Raw genomic sequence first — 17785 nt, 5'->3', positions numbered from 1 at the left:
TTGCTTATCATTAAAATATAAAACAGAAAGCATATCTTCCGCAGACATGCTTCCTGTTTAACCAAATTTATTTCAAATTATCCCAGGATGCCTGGAAGCGTTCAACGAGCGTATCATAGTCGATCTTTCCTGCAGCGTACTCCTGGATTGTTGCAGCAAACTCTTTATTTGCACCATCAGGCCATCTGAACCATGTCCAAGGAACAGTTTTCTCTTCCTTAGAATACTCAAGAATATGCTGGCCAAGAGGCCCTAAACCGGTTGGCTCTATATTGTCGAAGGCAGGAATGAACGCAAACTCTTCTGTGATATAACGCTTTCCTGTTTCAGAAGAAACCATCCAGTCAAGGAATAATTTTGCTTCTTCAAGATGTTCTGAATTTTTATTAAGAACCCAGTTGTTCGGAACGCCTACTGGTAAACGGTCTGCTTCAGCTTCATCATCAGTCAGCGGAATTGGAAGGAATCCCATGTTAATTTCAGGGTCGATTTCAAGAATCATGTTTTCTGTCCAGTTTCCCTGTTGAAGCATAGCCGTTTTGCCGGAAGCAAATAGAGTCACTTGCGTATTGTAATCTGTTGTTAATGGATTTTCATTTCCGAAGTTTATTTCAGTATCAAGCACTTCTTTGAACTCTTTAAATTTATCATTGCCAATAATCTTTTCAGATCCGCTGTATAGGCCCTCAATAAATGCCACTGGATCTTCCTGCTGTGCAAATGGAATATTTAATAAATGCTGACCAATGACCCACCACTCTCCGTAACCGGCAGAGAAAGGAGTAATTCCTTTATCCTTTAGTTTTTCAGCAGCATCCTTCAATTCAGAAATCGTATTAGGCGGTTCAGTAATGCCTGCTTCTTCAAATAAATCCTTATTATAAATGAAACCGTATCCTTCAAGGTTTACAGGCATTCCATAAAGTTTTCCGTCTGTATCAGTCATTGGTACTTTTCCAATTGGAAGCACATGCTCTGCCCAAGGCTCATTTGAAAGATCTGCAAGATGCTCCTTCCAAAGCTCCAATTCTTTAAATCCGCCATTGTTAAAAATGTCAGGCTGTTCGCCGGATGCAAACTTTGCTTTTAATGCGGCACCATAATCAGCACCGCCGCCGACTGATTCAAGCTTTACTTTAATATTCGGATGCTCTTTTTCGAATTCACCGATCATTTCCTGAAGCTGATCGGCAATCTCCACTTTAAACTGGAACAAATTTAATGTTACCACTTCATCCTCATTCTTTGAATCATCCTTAGGCTTTTCGTCCCCTGAAGAGCTGGAAGAAGAACAGCCTGCCATAATGCCCGCCATCAGAACCAATGACAGCAGTAATAAAGCAAAGCGTTTCATTTTGTTTCCCCCCTGAATAATTTTTTATATAAACTTTAACAGCCCATATGGCCGCAAAAGTCTCTATAACTACTTGATGGAGCCTTGTGCAATGCCTTTAATAATATGCCTCTGCAGGAACAGGAAGAAAATAACGACCGGTGTAATGCCCATTACAAGGGCGGCCAGTCCCATGTCCCATTGCTTTGTATATTGTGCAAAGAATGAACTTGTGGCCAAAGGAATCGTCCTAAGTTCTGCATCCTGAAGCACAAGAAGCGGCAGCAGATAATCATTCCAGATCCATAATGTATTTAAAATAACAACCGTTACAGTGATTGGTTTTAGAAGCGGAAAAACAATTCTCCAAAAGACCCCAAACTGGCTGCACCCATCAATTCGGGCCGATTCTTCTATCTCTATTGGAACTGTTTTAATAAATCCGTGATACAGGAAAAGCGATAATGGTACACCAAAGCCAAAATACATAATGATGAGACCTGGTATGCTGTTTGTCAGATTCAGCGTGCCTCCCAGCTTCATCAGCGGTATCATGACCGTCTGGAATGGAATAACCATCGCAGAAACAAATAGGGCAAATAGGATTTTGCTGAATTTTCCCGGGGTTCGGACCATCTTCCAGGCAGCCATGGAACTAATGACAACAAGTCCAATATTGCTGATCACCGTAATTATAAGCGAGTTCCAGAAGGCCCGCGGGAAATTAATAATATCCCATACCTTCAAGTAATTGGAGAATAAAAACTCCTGCGGCCACGCTGCAGCATCAATCAAAATATCTGCAAAACCTTTTACAGAATTGATGATCACGAAATAAAAAGGTATGAGGAAAATGACTCCTAATACGATTCCGATAATCTCGAGCAGAAACGTAACCTTCGTATATCTGGGATTCATTATGCCTCAACCTCCCTTTTCTTGGTCATCATAACCTGAACCGTTGTAAAAATAGCCACAACAAGGAAGAACAGAATGGATTTCGCGGTACCAAGACCATACCGGTTATTTTGGAATGCTTCCTGATAAATATTAATCGCTACAGATTGTGTTGAATTAAAAGGACCTCCGCCTGTCAGTGAAATATTCAGATCGAAAATCTTAAAGGCCATTGAAATAGTTAAAAAGAAACAAATCGTAAACGCCGGCAAAATAAGTGGAATAATAATTTTCGTCAGAAGTGTCCAGCTTGATGCCCCATCGATCCTGGCAGCCTCCAGCAATGTCTGGTCAACCCCCTGCAGCGCTGCAATATAAATAACCATCATATATCCGCTGATCTGCCAGGCAAACACAATTACAATCCCCCAGAATGCTGTTGTCTCATCCCCAAGCCATGGGAGCTTAAAAACGGACAGGTCTGTAAGATTTCCAATTGCCGCAAACCCTTTTACAAAAATAAACTGCCAGATGAACCCAAGCAATAATCCCCCGATAACATTAGGAATGAAAAACACAGTCCGCAATAAGTTCCTGGACTTCAATGCTGCGTTCAATAATAACGCAAGCCCAAAACCTAGTAAATTACTAATAATAACCGAAGCTAACATAAACTTGGTAGTAAAAATAAAGGAATCAAAAAACTTAGGATCATTCTTAAAGATCTTTAAATAATTTTCAAGTCCTACCCACTCAACCACAGAACTGACACCATTCCAGGAAGTAAAGGAATAATAAATACCCATCAAAAAAGGAATGATTTGAATCACCAGGAAAAAAATCAATGCCGGTCCTACAAAAGCACTGTATGTTAGCATTTTTTTCAGATTTGCTTTTTTCCTGGATACTGTTTTAACCTCTGAATTGACTGCTGCTTCCCCGACCTCAATCTTTGTCTCCAAATCTTTTCACCGCCCCCTTATCTCTTGCAAACGCTTTCCTACATTATATTTGAAACCGTTTGCATATATAGGTGACTGGATTGACTAAAAAGGTGCAATATTTTGACTTGTTTAAAAGGTTTAACTTGTGTTAATCGAATACATTGCATAGAATGAAGCTATCTTGAATATAGGGATGTGGGCTATGATATTAAAATATCGTTATGAACCGGAAGAATTAAAATTGCTTCAGAGTTTACATGGAAGAATGCGGCTTTCCCCAAAAGATTACAGCCTCTTTCTTAATTTAGAAAAAGGTTTTTCAGGTGAGAAGAAATTTGATGAACTACTAGAACATTCGCCTGAGGAATGGATTATTCTTAATGATTTATTGTTCGATTACAGTAACACCCTTTTCCAAATAGATTCACTATTATTCACTGGAGGCTGTATCTATCTTTTTGAAGTTAAGAATTATGAGGGAGACTTTTATATCGAACAAAACAGATGGTATACAGTACCAGCAAATACTGAAGTTAAAAATCCTCTTCTGCAGCTTCAGCGAAGTGAATCCCTCCTGAGAAGACTTCTGCAGAAATTGGGAGTAGAAACCCCTCTTAAGGCTCTTCTTATTTTTATTAACCCCGAATTTCAATTGTATCAAGCCACAATGAATCTTCCTGCTATATTTCCAGCACAAATTAACCGATTTATAGACAAATTAAAATTGAAATCTCAACCGGCAAATAAGAACCATTTAATGCTGGCAGACAAGTTACTGTCTTTGCATTTGGAGGATATTCCTTATGGAAGGCGATTTGAGTATACATTTGAGGGATTGGAGAAGGGGGTTAAGTGTGCTTCTTGCCAGCACTTTATGGATCGATTGCACAGAGCTGCTTTAGTATGTAAGAATTGCGGATACAAAGAAGATGTCGAATTGGCAATCGTTAGAAGTGTTAAAGAGTTTAGAGTTATGTTTCCCGATATGATGCTAACAACCAATATTGTGCATGAATGGTGTTCTGATATTATTTCAAAGAAAAAAATCCGGAAAATCCTATCAAACAACTTTAATCATATCATTCATGGCAAGACTTCTTACTTTGAATAAAACACAATTATGTTGAGTAGTTTATTTTTAACAGTATGGCATGTCCCCTTCGGCTATCCTCACACGATTCATGAATAAGCAAACATCATTAGATTCTTTTAGATCACACTATCGATACTGAAGGGCTCTATTCAGAATTATTAGTTCCATTCACTGAGGTTATCGAACCTTAATGGCTTTATTCTGCTGCATTAGTTCCGCTCACTTGACATCATGAAACTGAACGGCACTATTCACTTGCATTAGTTCCATTCACGTGACATCTTTGAAACTGAACGGCACTATTCTCTTGCATTAGTACCATTCACATGACATCTTTGAAACTGAACGGCACTATTCTGCTTCATTAGTTCCGTTCACATAAAGTCATCGAATCTTTCTGGCTCTATTTTGGTGCATAAGTTCCGTTCACATAACATCTTCGAAATTTAGAGATTCTTTTTCGCCTCTTCAGTTATTAGTTCCGCTCAATTCACAACATTAGGACACATCGTTTTTTTTCCTCCTGCTAAGTCAATAATTATGTCCTTTTGAATTACTTCCGAACAGTTCAGAACCCCATTTCGAAACCACCCTCTGAATCGTTCGGAACCCTGCATTGAAACAACTTGCATCACAATCAGCAGAAGGGCTGCATTGATATTTGCTTTCCGCTTTAAAATTTGCACAGATTTTAATTAACAACAAAAAAGGTTTCCCTATTAGGAAACCTTTTTTTAGATACCGGTGGTCGGGGTCGAACCGACACTCCAGAAGGAACACGATTTTGAGTCGTGCGCGTCTGCCAATTCCGCCACACCGGCATATTAAAATGTAGTAAATCTTGTGGTGCCGAGGACCGGAATCGAACCGGTACGGTAGTCACCTACCGCAGGATTTTAAGTCCTGTGCGTCTGCCAGTTCCGCCACCCCGGCGTATATCAGCGAATCAAGATTTAGATTATGGAGGCGGCAACCGGATTCGAACCGGTGGTAAAGGTTTTGCAGACCTCTGCCTTACCACTTGGCTATGCCGCCATAAATTGAAGTTTATTCTGGAGCGGAAGACGGGATTCGAACCCGCGACCCCCACCTTGGCAAGGTGATGTTCTACCACTGAACTACTTCCGCAAAATGGCTGGGCTAGCAGGATTCGAACCTGCGAGTGACGGAGTCAAAGTCCGGTGCCTTACCGCTTGGCTATAGCCCATTGATCGTTCATATTACATTTATATGAGAGTTATACTCGTACTGTTACTTTAAAATTATGGGGCGACTGATGGGAATCGAACCCACGAGTGTCGGAGCCACAATCCGATGCGTTAACCACTTCGCCACAGCCGCCATTATAAAATTGGCAGGGGTAGTAGGAATCGAACCCACATCAAAGGTTTTGGAGACCTTCGTTTTACCATTAAACTATACCCCTATATAAATGGTGGAGGGGGGCAGATTCGAACTGCCGAACCCGAAGGAGCGGATTTACAGTCCGCCGCGTTTAGCCACTTCGCTACCCCTCCATATTAACATAAAAAAATGGTGCCGGCGAGAGGACTTGAACCCCCAACCTACTGATTACAAGTCAGTTGCTCTACCAATTGAGCTACACCGGCAAATCAATTCAGTAAAGGTGGCTCAGGACGGAATCGAACCGCCGACACAAGGATTTTCAGTCCTTTGCTCTACCGACTGAGCTACTGAGCCAAATATTATTAATATTGTAAAAATGGCGGTCCGGACGGGACTCGAACCCGCGACCTCCTGCGTGACAGGCAGGCATTCTAACCAACTGAACTACCGGACCAAATTGCGGGGGCAGGATTTGAACCTGCGACCTTCGGGTTATGAGCCCGACGAGCTACCGGACTGCTCCACCCCGCGACAATAATATGGTGGAGGATGACGGGATCGAACCGCCGACCCTCTGCTTGTAAGGCAGATGCTCTCCCAGCTGAGCTAATCCTCCATTATGGTGACCCCTACGGGATTCGAACCCGTGTTACCGCCGTGAAAGGGCGGTGTCTTAACCGCTTGACCAAGGGGCCAATATAGAATTAATAATGGCGGAGAGCAAGGGATTTGAACCCTTGATACGCGGTTAGCGTATACACGATTTCCAATCGTGCTCCTTCGGCCACTCGGACAGCTCTCCATTTGGCTCCGCAGGTAGGATTCGAACCTACGACCGTTCGGTTAACAGCCGAATGCTCTACCACTGAGCTACTGCGGAATAGTGATATTTGTAAAACAGCCCGGCAGCGTCCTACTCTCACAAGGGGACAGCCCCTAACTACCATTGGCGCTGAGAAGCTTAACTTCCGTGTTCGGTATGGGAACGGGTGTGACCTTCTCGCTATCGCCACCAGACTATTTTTCAAAGACAAGTATTATTATACCGTCTTTTTATCATTTTTCAAGAGGAAATTTACTATTTTTCGTTCCCTCAAAACTAGATAATGTATGAAGAAGAATTTGCCGAGTATTCACCAATAACTTGTCTAGCTTCGGCTCCTAACTTCTCTCGAAGTTGAACAGTCGCCTCCGCTTTTCGTTTTGGTTAAGTCCTCGATCGATTAGTATCAGTCAGCTCCACATGTCGCCACGCTTCCACCTCTGACCTATCAACCTGATCATCTTTCAGGGATCTTACTAGCTTGACGCTATGGGAAATCTCATCTCGAGGGGGGCTTCATGCTTAGATGCTTTCAGCACTTATCCCTTCCGCACATAGCTACCCAGCGATGCCTTTGGCAAGACAACTGGTACACCAGCGGTGCGTCCATCCCGGTCCTCTCGTACTAAGGACAGCTCCTCTCAAATTTCCTGCGCCCACGACGGATAGGGACCGAACTGTCTCACGACGTTCTGAACCCAGCTCGCGTACCGCTTTAATGGGCGAACAGCCCAACCCTTGGGACCGACTACAGCCCCAGGATGCGATGAGCCGACATCGAGGTGCCAAACCTCCCCGTCGATGTGGACTCTTGGGGGAGATAAGCCTGTTATCCCCGGGGTAGCTTTTATCCGTTGAGCGATGGCCCTTCCATGCGGAACCACCGGATCACTAAGCCCGACTTTCGTCCCTGCTCGACTTGTAGGTCTCGCAGTCAAGCTCCCTTGTGCCTTTACACTCTGCGAATGATTTCCAACCATTCTGAGGGAACCTTTGGGCGCCTCCGTTACTTTTTAGGAGGCGACCGCCCCAGTCAAACTGCCCACCTGACACTGTCTCCCGCCCCGATAAGGGGCGCGGGTTAGAATTTCAATACAGCCAGGGTAGTATCCCACCGACGCCTCCACCGAAGCTGGCGCTCCGGCTTCTCAGGCTCCTACCTATCCTGTACAAGCTGTACCAAAATTCAATATCAGGCTACAGTAAAGCTCCACGGGGTCTTTCCGTCCTGTCGCGGGTAACCTGCATCTTCACAGGTACTATAATTTCACCGAGTCTCTCGTTGAGACAGTGCCCAGATCGTTACGCCTTTCGTGCGGGTCGGAACTTACCCGACAAGGAATTTCGCTACCTTAGGACCGTTATAGTTACGGCCGCCGTTTACTGGGGCTTCGATTCAAAGCTTCGCTTGCGCTAACCTCTCCTCTTAACCTTCCAGCACCGGGCAGGCGTCAGCCCCTATACTTCGCCTTGCGGCTTCGCAGAGACCTGTGTTTTTGCTAAACAGTCGCCTGGGCCTATTCACTGCGGCTCATCAGGGCTATTCACCCTAATGAGCACCCCTTCTCCCGAAGTTACGGGGTCATTTTGCCGAGTTCCTTAACGAGAGTTCTCTCGCTCACCTTAGGATTCTCTCCTCGCCTACCTGTGTCGGTTTGCGGTACGGGCACCTTTTCCCTCGCTAGAGGCTTTTCTTGGCAGTGTGGAATCAGGAACTTCGGTACTAAATTTCCCTCGCCGTCACAGCTCAGCCTATGTGGTAACGGGATTTGCCTCGTTACCGGCCTAACTGCTTGGACACGCTAATCCAGCAGCGTGCTTACCCTATCCTCCTGCGTCCCCCCATTGCTCAAACGGTAAAGAGGTGGTACAGGAATATCAACCTGTTGTCCATCGCCTACGCTTTTCAGCCTCGGCTTAGGTCCCGACTAACCCTGAGCGGACGAGCCTTCCTCAGGAAACCTTAGGCATTCGGTGGATGGGATTCTCACCCATCTTTCGCTACTCATACCGGCATTCTCACTTCTAAGCGCTCCACGGGTCCTTGCGATCCCGCTTCAACGCCCTTAGAACGCTCTCCTACCACTGACATCGGAAGATGTCAATCCACAGCTTCGGTGATACGTTTAGCCCCGGTACATTTTCGGCGCGGAGTCACTCGACCAGTGAGCTATTACGCACTCTTTAAATGGTGGCTGCTTCTAAGCCAACATCCTGGTTGTCTAAGCAACTCCACATCCTTTTCCACTTAACGTATACTTTGGGACCTTAGCTGGTGGTCTGGGCTGTTTCCCTCTTGACTACGGATCTTATCACTCGCAGTCTGACTCCCATGGATAAGTCTTTGGCATTCGGAGTTTGTCTGAATTCGGTAACCCGATGGGGGCCCCTAGTCCAAACAGTGCTCTACCTCCAAGACTCTTACTACATGAGGCTAGCCCTAAAGCTATTTCGGAGAGAACCAGCTATCTCCAAGTTCGATTGGAATTTCTCCGCTACCCACACCTCATCCCCGCACTTTTCAACGTGCGTGGGTTCGGGCCTCCATCCAGTGTTACCTGGACTTCACCCTGGACATGGGTAGATCACCTGGTTTCGGGTCTACGACCACATACTCATTCGCCCTATTCAGACTCGCTTTCGCTGCGGCTCCGTCTCATCAACTTAACCTCGCATGTAATCGTAACTCGCCGGTTCATTCTACAAAAGGCACGCTATCACCCATTAACGGGCTCTAACTACTTGTAGGCACACGGTTTCAGGATCTCTTTCACTCCCCTTCCGGGGTGCTTTTCACCTTTCCCTCACGGTACTGGTTCACTATCGGTCACTAGGGAGTATTTAGCCTTGGGAGATGGTCCTCCCTGCTTCCGACGGGATTTCTCGTGTCCCGCCGTACTCAGGATCCACTCTGGAGGGAACGAAGTTTCAACTACAGGGCTTTTACCTTCTCTGGCCGGCCTTTCCAGACCTGTTCATTTACCTCGTTCCTTTGTAACTCCGTGTAGAGTGTCCTACAACCCCAAGAGGCAAGCCTCTTGGTTTGGGCTAATCCCGTTTCGCTCGCCGCTACTCAGGGAATCGCGTTTGCTTTCTCTTCCTCCGGGTACTTAGATGTTTCAGTTCCCCGGGTCTGCCTTCTATACCCTATGTATTCAGGTAAAGATCCTATCCCATTACGGATAGGGGGTTTCCCCATTCGGAAATCTCCGGATCAAAGCTTACTTACAGCTCCCCGAAGCATATCGGTGTTAGTACCGTCCTTCATCGGCTCCTAGTGCCAAGGCATTCACCGTGCGCCCTTTCTAACTTAACCTACTTCGGCCAATGATAAGCGGCGAATCTCTGCGTCAGCTCCGTCACTGTGCTCCTCACGTACTCTCGTACGCTCCGGTGCTCGTTCGGTCGCTTCCTTGATCTTCTTGCTTCTCATTGTCCTCATGGTTTGTGCTCTTACTTCGTTTTAAAACAAAAATAAGAGAAAAAAACTAAGATGGCGATTACTCGGTTATTGCTTCTTCATTATCATTATCTAGTTTTCAAAGAACGAATCTTTCATTGAGAGATTGAACTCTCAAAACTGAACGAACAAAACACGTCACGTTTCATGTAAATATCCTTAGAAAGGAGGTGATCCAGCCGCACCTTCCGATACGGCTACCTTGTTACGACTTCACCCCAATCATCTGTCCCACCTTAGGCGGCTGGCTCCAAAAGGTTACCCCACCGACTTCGGGTGTTACAAACTCTCGTGGTGTGACGGGCGGTGTGTACAAGGCCCGGGAACGTATTCACCGCGGCATGCTGATCCGCGATTACTAGCGATTCCGGCTTCATGCAGGCGAGTTGCAGCCTGCAATCCGAACTGAGAATGGTTTTATGGGATTCGCTTAACCTCGCGGTCTCGCAGCCCTTTGTACCATCCATTGTAGCACGTGTGTAGCCCAGGTCATAAGGGGCATGATGATTTGACGTCATCCCCACCTTCCTCCGGTTTGTCACCGGCAGTCACCTTAGAGTGCCCAACTGAATGCTGGCAACTAAGATCAAGGGTTGCGCTCGTTGCGGGACTTAACCCAACATCTCACGACACGAGCTGACGACAACCATGCACCACCTGTCATCCTGTCCCCCGAAGGGGAACGCCCTATCTCTAGGGTTGTCAGGAGATGTCAAGACCTGGTAAGGTTCTTCGCGTTGCTTCGAATTAAACCACATGCTCCACCGCTTGTGCGGGCCCCCGTCAATTCCTTTGAGTTTCAGCCTTGCGGCCGTACTCCCCAGGCGGAGTGCTTAATGCGTTTGCTGCAGCACTAAAGGGCGGAAACCCTCTAACACTTAGCACTCATCGTTTACGGCGTGGACTACCAGGGTATCTAATCCTGTTTGCTCCCCACGCTTTCGCGCCTCAGCGTCAGTTACAGACCAAAGAGTCGCCTTCGCCACTGGTGTTCCTCCACATCTCTACGCATTTCACCGCTACACGTGGAATTCCACTCTTCTCTTCTGCACTCAAGTTCCCCAGTTTCCAATGACCCTCCCCGGTTGAGCCGGGGGCTTTCACATCAGACTTAAGGAACCGCCTGCGCGCGCTTTACGCCCAATAATTCCGGACAACGCTTGCCACCTACGTATTACCGCGGCTGCTGGCACGTAGTTAGCCGTGGCTTTCTGGTTAGGTACCGTCAAGGTACCGGCAGTTACTCCGGTACTTGTTCTTCCCTAACAACAGAGTTTTACGATCCGAAAACCTTCATCACTCACGCGGCGTTGCTCCGTCAGACTTTCGTCCATTGCGGAAGATTCCCTACTGCTGCCTCCCGTAGGAGTCTGGGCCGTGTCTCAGTCCCAGTGTGGCCGATCACCCTCTCAGGTCGGCTACGCATCGTTGCCTTGGTGAGCCGTTACCTCACCAACTAGCTAATGCGCCGCGGGCCCATCTGTAAGTGATAGCCGAAACCATCTTTCAGCTTTCCCTCATGTGAGGGAAAGAATTATCCGGTATTAGCCCCGGTTTCCCGGAGTTATCCCAGTCTTACAGGCAGGTTGCCCACGTGTTACTCACCCGTCCGCCGCTGACTTCAGGGAGCAAGCTCCCGTCTGTCCGCTCGACTTGCATGTATTAGGCACGCCGCCAGCGTTCGTCCTGAGCCAGGATCAAACTCTCCATATAAGAGTTGATTAAGCTCATAAATTGTCTTTTCAAAAAAGACTAAAGAATTAACGTTGACGTTTTTGTTCGTTCAGTTTTCAAAGATCAATTTCTCTTTGTTATATTTTACCTAATCGCTCAGAAGCGACTTTATCAATATAACATGTGTTGAATTTAGTTGTCAACACTTTTTTTATAAGTTATCCGTCGTCTGTGAAAATGTTTTTCGTTCATATCGCAGCGACGGATATAAATATAACAAGGATTTAAATAAAGGTCAATAACTTTTAAAGTTTTTTTACGATAATTTTTTTTTGAGTTTGTAATACCTGTGATAAATTCCTTGCCCTTTTGTTTCAACATTTACTGTTTCGATAAAATGCTTATCAATCAAATACTCAAGAAGCATGCTTAAGTCAACTGCATATAGATAAAGCTCTTCATGGTTCATAATATCGTGGATGGACCATTCATCTTTCTCAGCAAGCACATCTGCAAGATGGCTGATTCCTTGCTTAGTTCTTGAATGAATTAAAAATTCACTTGCAAGAAACAGAAGCTCCAGTCTTTTTTCAAGAGGCTCCTGGCTATTCACCAATTCTTCATATAGCTTCATTATTTCAGGTTCAATTTGCTTTACCTGGTTCCAGACAGTTACCTCAGGATGGAATCCATTTTCAATAACAGCCAGCCTGGCCAGGTGATGAAGGGAATGAACAATATGGTTATAGGCATCAAAATAATGGCGATTTTCAAAAAAGGCTTTGCCATCCATATATCTTCTGATCAGCTTGGCAAACTCAAGACCCATTTTTAATTTTCGCCCATAGAACGGAAATTCTCTTAATTCCACCTTCAGGTTATAAATATATTCATTTCGATCGAATAAAACTTTCCCATTATAGAGCCAATCAAAGATCTTTCGGTTCGACCCCAGCAGGATCCATTCGCGAAGCTGCTTGTCTGTCACAATATGAAGAGCAGCTTTTTTATCTTTATATGTGTAATGTTTAACAAACACAGGTTCATCTGCTTCCTCTACAAGGATCAGCAGTACAGCATCAAATGTATCAGTAGCAGGAATAGCTTTTTGCAGTTTTTCGGTCATAATCACGCCAAGAGTGTTCGTCTGGCTTGCCCGTTCTTGATATATAGGACGGAGAATATCTTCCATCATAATTCCTCCATTTTATTGATAGCGTATATCTTCGACAATTATAAATGAAATCCTTCCTAAATGTGAGACATTTTTCGACACCATTCTATATTAATATTTATTTACGCAAAAGGAGTATGGTATAGTTAGTTTTTAGGAGGGAGCAGAATGGCTAAGTACTCAAATAAAATCAATAAGATTCGTACATTTGCCCTTAGTTTAATTTTTATCGGATTTATCGTTATGTATCTCGGAATATTCTTTAGGAATTCCGCTCTTCTCATGACAATATTTATGCTTCTTGGAATGCTCTGCATTCTTGCTAGCACCGGTGTATATTTTTGGATCGGCATGCTTTCAACAAAAACCGTGCAGGTGGTTTGCCCAAATTGCGGAAAACATACAAAGATGCTTGGCCGAGTTGATATGTGCATGTACTGTAATGAACCTTTAACGCTCGATCCAAAACTTGAGGGCGTTGAATTTGATGAAAAATACAACAAAAAAAATACGAAGCAGAGCTGATTTATCTCTTGCTTCATATTCAAGTTTTAAGAATGACCGGCTAACTGAAAGCCGGTTTTTTTATGGAAAAATAAAAAGCTGACAGCACACAGCCGGCAGCTTTAAATAATTTATTAGTGAGCTTCTTTACTTGCACAATCCGGACACGTTCCGTAAATCTCCATTCTATGATGGCTGATTTTAAAACCTGTAACATGTGAAGCAAGGTGCTCTACTTCATCAAGACCAGGATAGTGGAAGTCTACAATCTTGCCGCAGCTTTCACAAATGACATGATAATGATGAGTGGTTACAAAATCGAAGCGGCTAGATGCGTCACCATATGTCAGTTCCTTTACCAGGCCAACCTCACGGAATACTCGTAAATTATTGTAAACTGTTGCCACACTCATATTTGGAAATTTACCCTCTAATGCTTTGTATATATCGTCAGCAGTAGGGTGTGACATGGAGTTTATTAAATATTCAAGTATCGCATGACGCTGCGGAGTGATACGGACTCCAGTATCTTTTAAAGTATCCAGCGCCTCTTTTAATTCCATATGCGCCACCGCCATGCACCTCTTTTCCAACAAATATTCTTACTTTATAATCTTTATAAATAGTGTACTAATTTTTTACCACATTTGTCAATATTACAAACTCCTTAATAGAGGGAATCAACTCTTTTCAGCGTGAAGCGATTGCTCACCGGAGCCTAAATGGTGATTGACAAACCGGGCAGCAACAAACAGCAGATCTGACAATCGGTTCAGATAAACTAAAACGATCGGATTCACTTCTTCACCGAGCGAGACCGCACATCGTTCCGCTCTTCTCACCACCGTTCTAGCTACATGGAGCGCAGCTCCCGAAGGGTGACCGCCGGGTAATATAAAGTTATTAAGCGCTCCAAGGTCAGCTTCCCACTCATCAATTTGCTTTTCCATGAAGGTGATATCCTCTTGCTTTATCGTCCATTTAACTTCTTTTCCTGCAGGCGTTGCCAGCTCTGCTCCTGCATGAAACAGGTCTGTCTGCACTTTATGAAACACCTGCTCCACTTTTTCTTTCCCGCTGAAATACTCACTTCTTAAATGGCTTAAGGCCATTCCAATCATAGAATTAGCCTCATCACATGAACCGTATGCCTCAACGCGAATGTCATTTTTACTGACTCTCTGCCCGTATATTAATGACGTTGTCCCCTTATCTCCCGTTTTTGTATAAATCCTCATCTTAATACCCTCTTTCAAAATCGATCGCATTAATAATCTTTGTTATTTTTATATATATGTATGAAGGTTATGCTTAAAAATTTAACCAGACTTGGACCTTTTCATTTTCAGCCGGCAGTTTATTTAACATGCCCTAACAAAGTACCAAGCGTAAACTCAGCCATAAGAATTTCATTCCCATTGCATGTTTTGAAATGCATTTCATCTATTCCTGCTGACATCACCATAATCCACTTTATTTTTTTGTCTTATTAATTCTTACCCATGTGTAAAAAATACTTAGCATCATAAAGGATTCCCCGCAGCTTCAAATCCGTCAATAAATAGAAAATCCCCTTAAGGAAAATCCAGTATTGCCTCTTCCTGCAGCTCTTGGGAGGCAAAATGGAAGAAACAATTTTCATAACTACCACTCCATCTTATTTAATTCACCGTTTCACCCCATGCCGCTTGGCAAAAATAATAAACATAAAAAAAACGAACCTGTTCAGGTCCGTTTCGAAAAAGTATCTGAGGAGGTATGCCCTAATAAAATGATATGCAAAACTTGTTCTTCGGAATGGACAAAAGCCTTGTTCCGTTAAAAAATAGGCAACCCATTTGCGGCTAGGACAAATTCTCCTTTATATATTCCAGTGTCTCCTCGACATGCCCTTTTACCTTAACCTTGCGCCACTCTTTAACCAGTTTGCCTTCCTTGTCAATAATAAAAGTGGAACGTTCAATTCCCATGTATTCTTTCCCGAAGTTCTTTTTCAGTTTCCAGACATCATAGGCATCTGCCGCTTTATGCTCCTCATCCGCAAGCAGCAGGAAAGGCAATCCATGCTTTTCAATAAACTTCTCATGCCTGCTGAGCGGATCGGGGCTTATTCCTAAAACGACAGCATTCACATCTGCAAAATTATCATGATTGTCCCTGAAATCACATGCCTGGGTTGTGCAGCCAGGCGTCATGTCTTTCGGGTAAAAATAAAGAACAATATTTTTCCCGAGGTAATCTGATAACTTTACCTTTTCACCATTACTGGCCTCGAGCTCAAAATCCGGAGCTGCTTTACCGATTTCAATTGCCATTTTAATTCCTCCTGTTGAATAGGTTTCTTACTCTAAGCCTATCCAACTTTGTGGTCAAAAACAACTGATAGCATTATGAAACCCGGTCACCTGCATCAAATACTACCCTGGCAACAAATGCTGCCGGGATCACATAACCGATTAACGCTTCCAGTACGGCAATAAGCCTGCCTATACCAACAGGACTGATATCTCCATACCCAACTGAAAAAAGTGTTACCGCACTAAAATAGAAACCCGTCTCCAGTCTCTCGAGGAAACCAGTTTCCATATAGTCAGTGCCGTCCATTAAAACCACCAGCCCATGTAAATCAAGCCATATATATATAAGGCCAAACCCAATCATAATCGTTGCATACAAACTTATCAGATAAAGGAAATTCTCCACAGAAACCCATCTTCCCTTTATCTTGGCGGATGAGAAAAGAGTCTGCAGACTCATGATCATACACAGCACGATTAAAATCAGCGATAAATAAAATGCCATACTGCACCTCATTTCGAAATGCTTATCAATTCATTTATACGCTTATAGCCAGTCCTGTATGACAGCCTGTCTCTGAAACGTCTTTCTGCTTATACTCAGAATTTCCTCCCATAAAAAAAGCCAGGGATTTAACCCGTCTTTAATTGCCCGCACCGCGATAGCGCTTAACACCTGAATTCCAAGCCAGAATCGAAATGCTAAAGAATACTATACCGATTACAGGCGTTAAAAAGGAATACAAAAACCATTCCTCTTTCCCCAAAAAGTATGAAGCTGGATATACACCAACAAAGGCAAACGGAAGCACCCAGGTTAGGACGAAGCGTATGACACTATTATAAATATCAACCGGATACCTGCCATAATTCCCGATGTTGTACATCATCGGCATGATTGATGTTCTGGCATCCGCCCAAAAGCTGATGCAGGCAATCATGACAAAGATGCCACCGTACACAAGCATTCCACCTATCACAAATAAGAAGAATAAGAATGGATCTGTCCAGGATATCTCTAAACCAAGACTGTTTCCGGCGTAAATCATAACCGCAATTCCAGTAACAGCCCCAAAAAGAGATTCAAGTTCCATCCGTTCTAAAACGATTTGGAACAGACTATGGATCGGCCGGGTCAAAATCCTATCGAGTTCTCCTTTTACAATATATCTCTCATTAAAATCCCAAATATTAAAGAATGATGAAAACAGTGCATAGGGCACAAGGAAAAATCCGTAAATAAAGATAATTTCATCCCTTGTCCAGCCCCCAAGGAGAGTTGTATGGCCAAAGACGACTAAGATAAAAATTAAATTGACTGCCTGAAATAATAGATCTGAAAGGATCTCTACAAATAAATCTGCACGGTACTGCATTCTTGTTTTCATATATTGGGCGACATATTGAAAGAAAATGGCTATATAAAACATCTGTCACCCTCCTTGAATAATGAGCTGTTTTTTCGCTATGATCCACAGAACCTGAATTGGCATTATCAGAATAAGAACCCAGATCCCCTGCATAATGATAGCTTGTATAGCTTCGTTATTTGAAAAGCTATTTGTAAAGATCATGCTCGGCACATAGCTAATACCCTGAAAGGGCAGAAATCTTAATATATCCTGTGCCCAGACCGGAAAAAAGCTGATAGGAATCAGAAGACCGGAAAAGAGATCAATCACAACTCTTTTCGCCCGGATAAGCCCAGTATTATTAAATAAGAAGAAAGTGGTAATACCTGTCAATAAATTAATTTGCGTATTTATAAGAAAACTTAATAAAATCGATACCGCAAAGAAAATCCAGGTAGTCCAATCCGCAGAAAATTGGAGCGGAAAAATGAACGAGACAATTGCCATTCCCGGAACCGAGAAAAAGAAGAGACGGAATATCCCTTCACCCAATCCCTGCATCGTTTTCATGCCCAAATAATTATATGGGCGGATCAGTTCCACCGCTACTTTTCCTTCTTTAATCTCAGCAGCCATTTCCCTGTCTATATTATTAAAGTAAAATGCCCTTGCCATCCACGCTACAGCCACATATGTCGACATCTGGATCACAGACATTCCCTCAATCGCATCTTTTTCTCCATAAATGGCGCTCCACAGGAAATAGTAAGCGCCAATATTAATACTGTATATCAGAATGCCTGTATAGTAATTCGTTCGGTAGGCAAGCATCATCAAAAAGCGGATCCGAATCATTTCTATATATTTATCCACAGGAACACCCCCGG

The 17785-nt window shown here is 43.9% G+C and carries 14 protein-coding genes, 16 tRNA genes and 3 rRNA genes; 2 read left to right on the top strand and 31 right to left on the bottom strand.

All coding sequences use genetic code 11. From position 1 onward, the window contains the following. Nucleotides 1–67: 67 nt before the first annotated feature. The 3 genes from A361_RS06335 to A361_RS06325 all read right to left on the bottom strand — a co-directional run bounded on the left by A361_RS06335 (nt 68) and on the right by A361_RS06325 (nt 3192). Nucleotides 68–1354, bottom strand: coding sequence for an ABC transporter substrate-binding protein (locus A361_RS06335; protein ID WP_009331572.1), 1287 nt, complete (start codon nt 1352–1354; stop codon nt 68–70). Between the two features lie 69 nt (nt 1355–1423). Beyond that, on the bottom strand, nt 1424–2251 hold the full coding sequence (locus tag A361_RS06330) for a carbohydrate ABC transporter permease (RefSeq protein ID WP_019381349.1): 828 nt from the start codon (nt 2249–2251) through the stop codon (nt 1424–1426). Continuing rightward, nucleotides 2251–3192 (bottom strand): carbohydrate ABC transporter permease, encoded by a 942-nt coding sequence (locus A361_RS06325; RefSeq protein ID WP_009331574.1) that lies wholly within the window; start codon nt 3190–3192, stop codon nt 2251–2253. Before A361_RS06325 ends, A361_RS06330 begins: the two co-directional genes overlap by 1 nt. Nucleotides 3193–3376: 184 nt before the next feature. Between A361_RS06325 and A361_RS06320 the strand changes: the two genes are divergently transcribed. Then, entirely contained in the window at nt 3377–4285 is a 909-nt protein-coding gene (locus A361_RS06320) for a nuclease-related domain-containing protein (protein WP_019381348.1), read from the top strand. 467 nt (nt 4286–4752) lie between these two features. Here A361_RS06320 and A361_RS30215 read toward each other — a convergent pair whose 3' ends face one another. The 22 genes from A361_RS30215 to A361_RS06215 form a co-directional block, all read right to left on the bottom strand. Continuing rightward, complete coding sequence (locus A361_RS30215) at nt 4753–4953, bottom strand: hypothetical protein (RefSeq protein ID WP_019381347.1); 201 nt, start codon at nt 4951–4953, stop codon at nt 4753–4755. A gap of 53 nt (nt 4954–5006) precedes the next feature. Then, a tRNA-Leu gene (locus A361_RS06310) sits at nt 5007–5088 on the bottom strand. Nucleotides 5089–5111: 23 nt separating this feature from the next. Next, nucleotides 5112–5200, bottom strand: a tRNA-Leu gene (locus A361_RS06305). 28 nt (nt 5201–5228) lie between these two features. Then, nucleotides 5229–5302, bottom strand: a tRNA-Cys gene (locus A361_RS06300). A gap of 18 nt (nt 5303–5320) precedes the next feature. Further along, a tRNA-Gly gene (locus tag A361_RS06295) sits at nt 5321–5395 on the bottom strand. Between the two features lie 4 nt (nt 5396–5399). Beyond that, nucleotides 5400–5474 (bottom strand) — tRNA-Gln (locus A361_RS06290). A gap of 58 nt (nt 5475–5532) precedes the next feature. Then, nucleotides 5533–5608: transfer RNA gene (locus A361_RS06285), tRNA-His, on the bottom strand. Between the two features lie 11 nt (nt 5609–5619). Continuing rightward, a tRNA-Trp gene (locus A361_RS06280) sits at nt 5620–5693 on the bottom strand. 7 nt (nt 5694–5700) lie between these two features. Next, nucleotides 5701–5784: transfer RNA gene (locus A361_RS06275), tRNA-Tyr, on the bottom strand. A gap of 17 nt (nt 5785–5801) precedes the next feature. Beyond that, nucleotides 5802–5877: transfer RNA gene (locus A361_RS06270), tRNA-Thr, on the bottom strand. Between the two features lie 18 nt (nt 5878–5895). After that, nucleotides 5896–5968, bottom strand: a tRNA-Phe gene (locus tag A361_RS06265). 23 nt (nt 5969–5991) lie between these two features. Continuing rightward, nucleotides 5992–6068: transfer RNA gene (locus A361_RS06260), tRNA-Asp, on the bottom strand. A gap of 3 nt (nt 6069–6071) precedes the next feature. Next, nucleotides 6072–6145 (bottom strand) — tRNA-Met (locus A361_RS06255). A gap of 9 nt (nt 6146–6154) precedes the next feature. Beyond that, nucleotides 6155–6230: transfer RNA gene (locus A361_RS06250), tRNA-Val, on the bottom strand. Between the two features lie 4 nt (nt 6231–6234). Next, a tRNA-Glu gene (locus tag A361_RS06245) sits at nt 6235–6309 on the bottom strand. Nucleotides 6310–6325: 16 nt separating this feature from the next. Next, a tRNA-Ser gene (locus A361_RS06240) sits at nt 6326–6416 on the bottom strand. Nucleotides 6417–6419: 3 nt separating this feature from the next. Continuing rightward, nucleotides 6420–6494, bottom strand: a tRNA-Asn gene (locus A361_RS06235). A gap of 20 nt (nt 6495–6514) precedes the next feature. Continuing rightward, nucleotides 6515–6631 (bottom strand): 5S ribosomal RNA (rrf, locus tag A361_RS06230). Between the two features lie 186 nt (nt 6632–6817). Further along, nucleotides 6818–9753: ribosomal RNA gene (locus tag A361_RS06225) — 23S ribosomal RNA — on the bottom strand. Beyond that, the gene (locus A361_RS31200; RefSeq protein WP_257780738.1) at nt 9748–9879 is read right to left on the bottom strand and encodes a hypothetical protein; all 132 of its coding nucleotides are present in this window, start codon (nt 9877–9879) and stop codon (nt 9748–9750) included. The genes A361_RS06225 and A361_RS31200 overlap by 6 nt, the downstream gene beginning before the upstream one ends. A 181-nt stretch (nt 9880–10060) precedes the next feature. Continuing rightward, nucleotides 10061–11610, bottom strand: a 16S ribosomal RNA gene (locus A361_RS06220). The 16S, 23S and 5S rRNA genes sit together here with 16 tRNA genes alongside, the layout of an rRNA operon. Before the next feature lie 277 nt (nt 11611–11887). Beyond that, the gene (locus A361_RS06215; RefSeq protein ID WP_019383518.1) at nt 11888–12763 is read right to left on the bottom strand and encodes a nucleotidyltransferase-like protein; all 876 of its coding nucleotides are present in this window, start codon (nt 12761–12763) and stop codon (nt 11888–11890) included. A 150-nt stretch (nt 12764–12913) separates the two neighbouring features. Between A361_RS06215 and A361_RS06210 the strand changes: the two genes are divergently transcribed. Further along, the gene (locus A361_RS06210; RefSeq protein WP_009335859.1) at nt 12914–13270 is read left to right on the top strand and encodes a YgzB family protein; all 357 of its coding nucleotides are present in this window, start codon (nt 12914–12916) and stop codon (nt 13268–13270) included. Nucleotides 13271–13383: 113 nt separating this feature from the next. Here A361_RS06210 and perR read toward each other — a convergent pair whose 3' ends face one another. The 6 genes from perR to A361_RS06175 form a co-directional block, all read right to left on the bottom strand. Then, nucleotides 13384–13821 (bottom strand): peroxide-responsive transcriptional repressor PerR, encoded by a 438-nt coding sequence (gene perR, locus A361_RS06205; protein ID WP_162272000.1) that lies wholly within the window; start codon nt 13819–13821, stop codon nt 13384–13386. Nucleotides 13822–13929: 108 nt separating this feature from the next. After that, nucleotides 13930–14487: a cob(I)yrinic acid a,c-diamide adenosyltransferase gene (locus tag A361_RS06200; protein WP_019383517.1), complete on the bottom strand. Its 558-nt coding sequence runs from the start codon at nt 14485–14487 to the stop codon at nt 13930–13932. Between the two features lie 606 nt (nt 14488–15093). Then, entirely contained in the window at nt 15094–15564 is a 471-nt protein-coding gene (gene bcp, locus A361_RS06190) for a thioredoxin-dependent thiol peroxidase (RefSeq protein WP_019383514.1), read from the bottom strand. A 73-nt stretch (nt 15565–15637) separates the two neighbouring features. Then, the gene (locus tag A361_RS06185) at nt 15638–16051 is read right to left on the bottom strand and encodes a potassium channel family protein (protein WP_009335854.1); all 414 of its coding nucleotides are present in this window, start codon (nt 16049–16051) and stop codon (nt 15638–15640) included. A gap of 139 nt (nt 16052–16190) precedes the next feature. Next, on the bottom strand, nt 16191–16976 hold the full coding sequence (locus A361_RS06180) for an ABC transporter permease (protein WP_009335853.1): 786 nt from the start codon (nt 16974–16976) through the stop codon (nt 16191–16193). Nucleotides 16977–16979: 3 nt separating this feature from the next. After that, nucleotides 16980–17771, bottom strand: coding sequence for an ABC transporter permease (locus A361_RS06175; protein ID WP_009335852.1), 792 nt, complete (start codon nt 17769–17771; stop codon nt 16980–16982). Between the last annotated feature and the right edge of the window lie 14 nt (nt 17772–17785).

This window comes from Cytobacillus oceanisediminis 2691 (assembly GCF_000294775.2).
In the GTDB taxonomy this organism is placed as follows: Bacteria; Bacillota; Bacilli; order Bacillales; family Cytobacillaceae; genus Cytobacillus; species Cytobacillus pseudoceanisediminis.
Note: the sequence above shows the minus strand (reverse complement) of the source record. Positions and strands in the feature narration are given on the sequence as shown.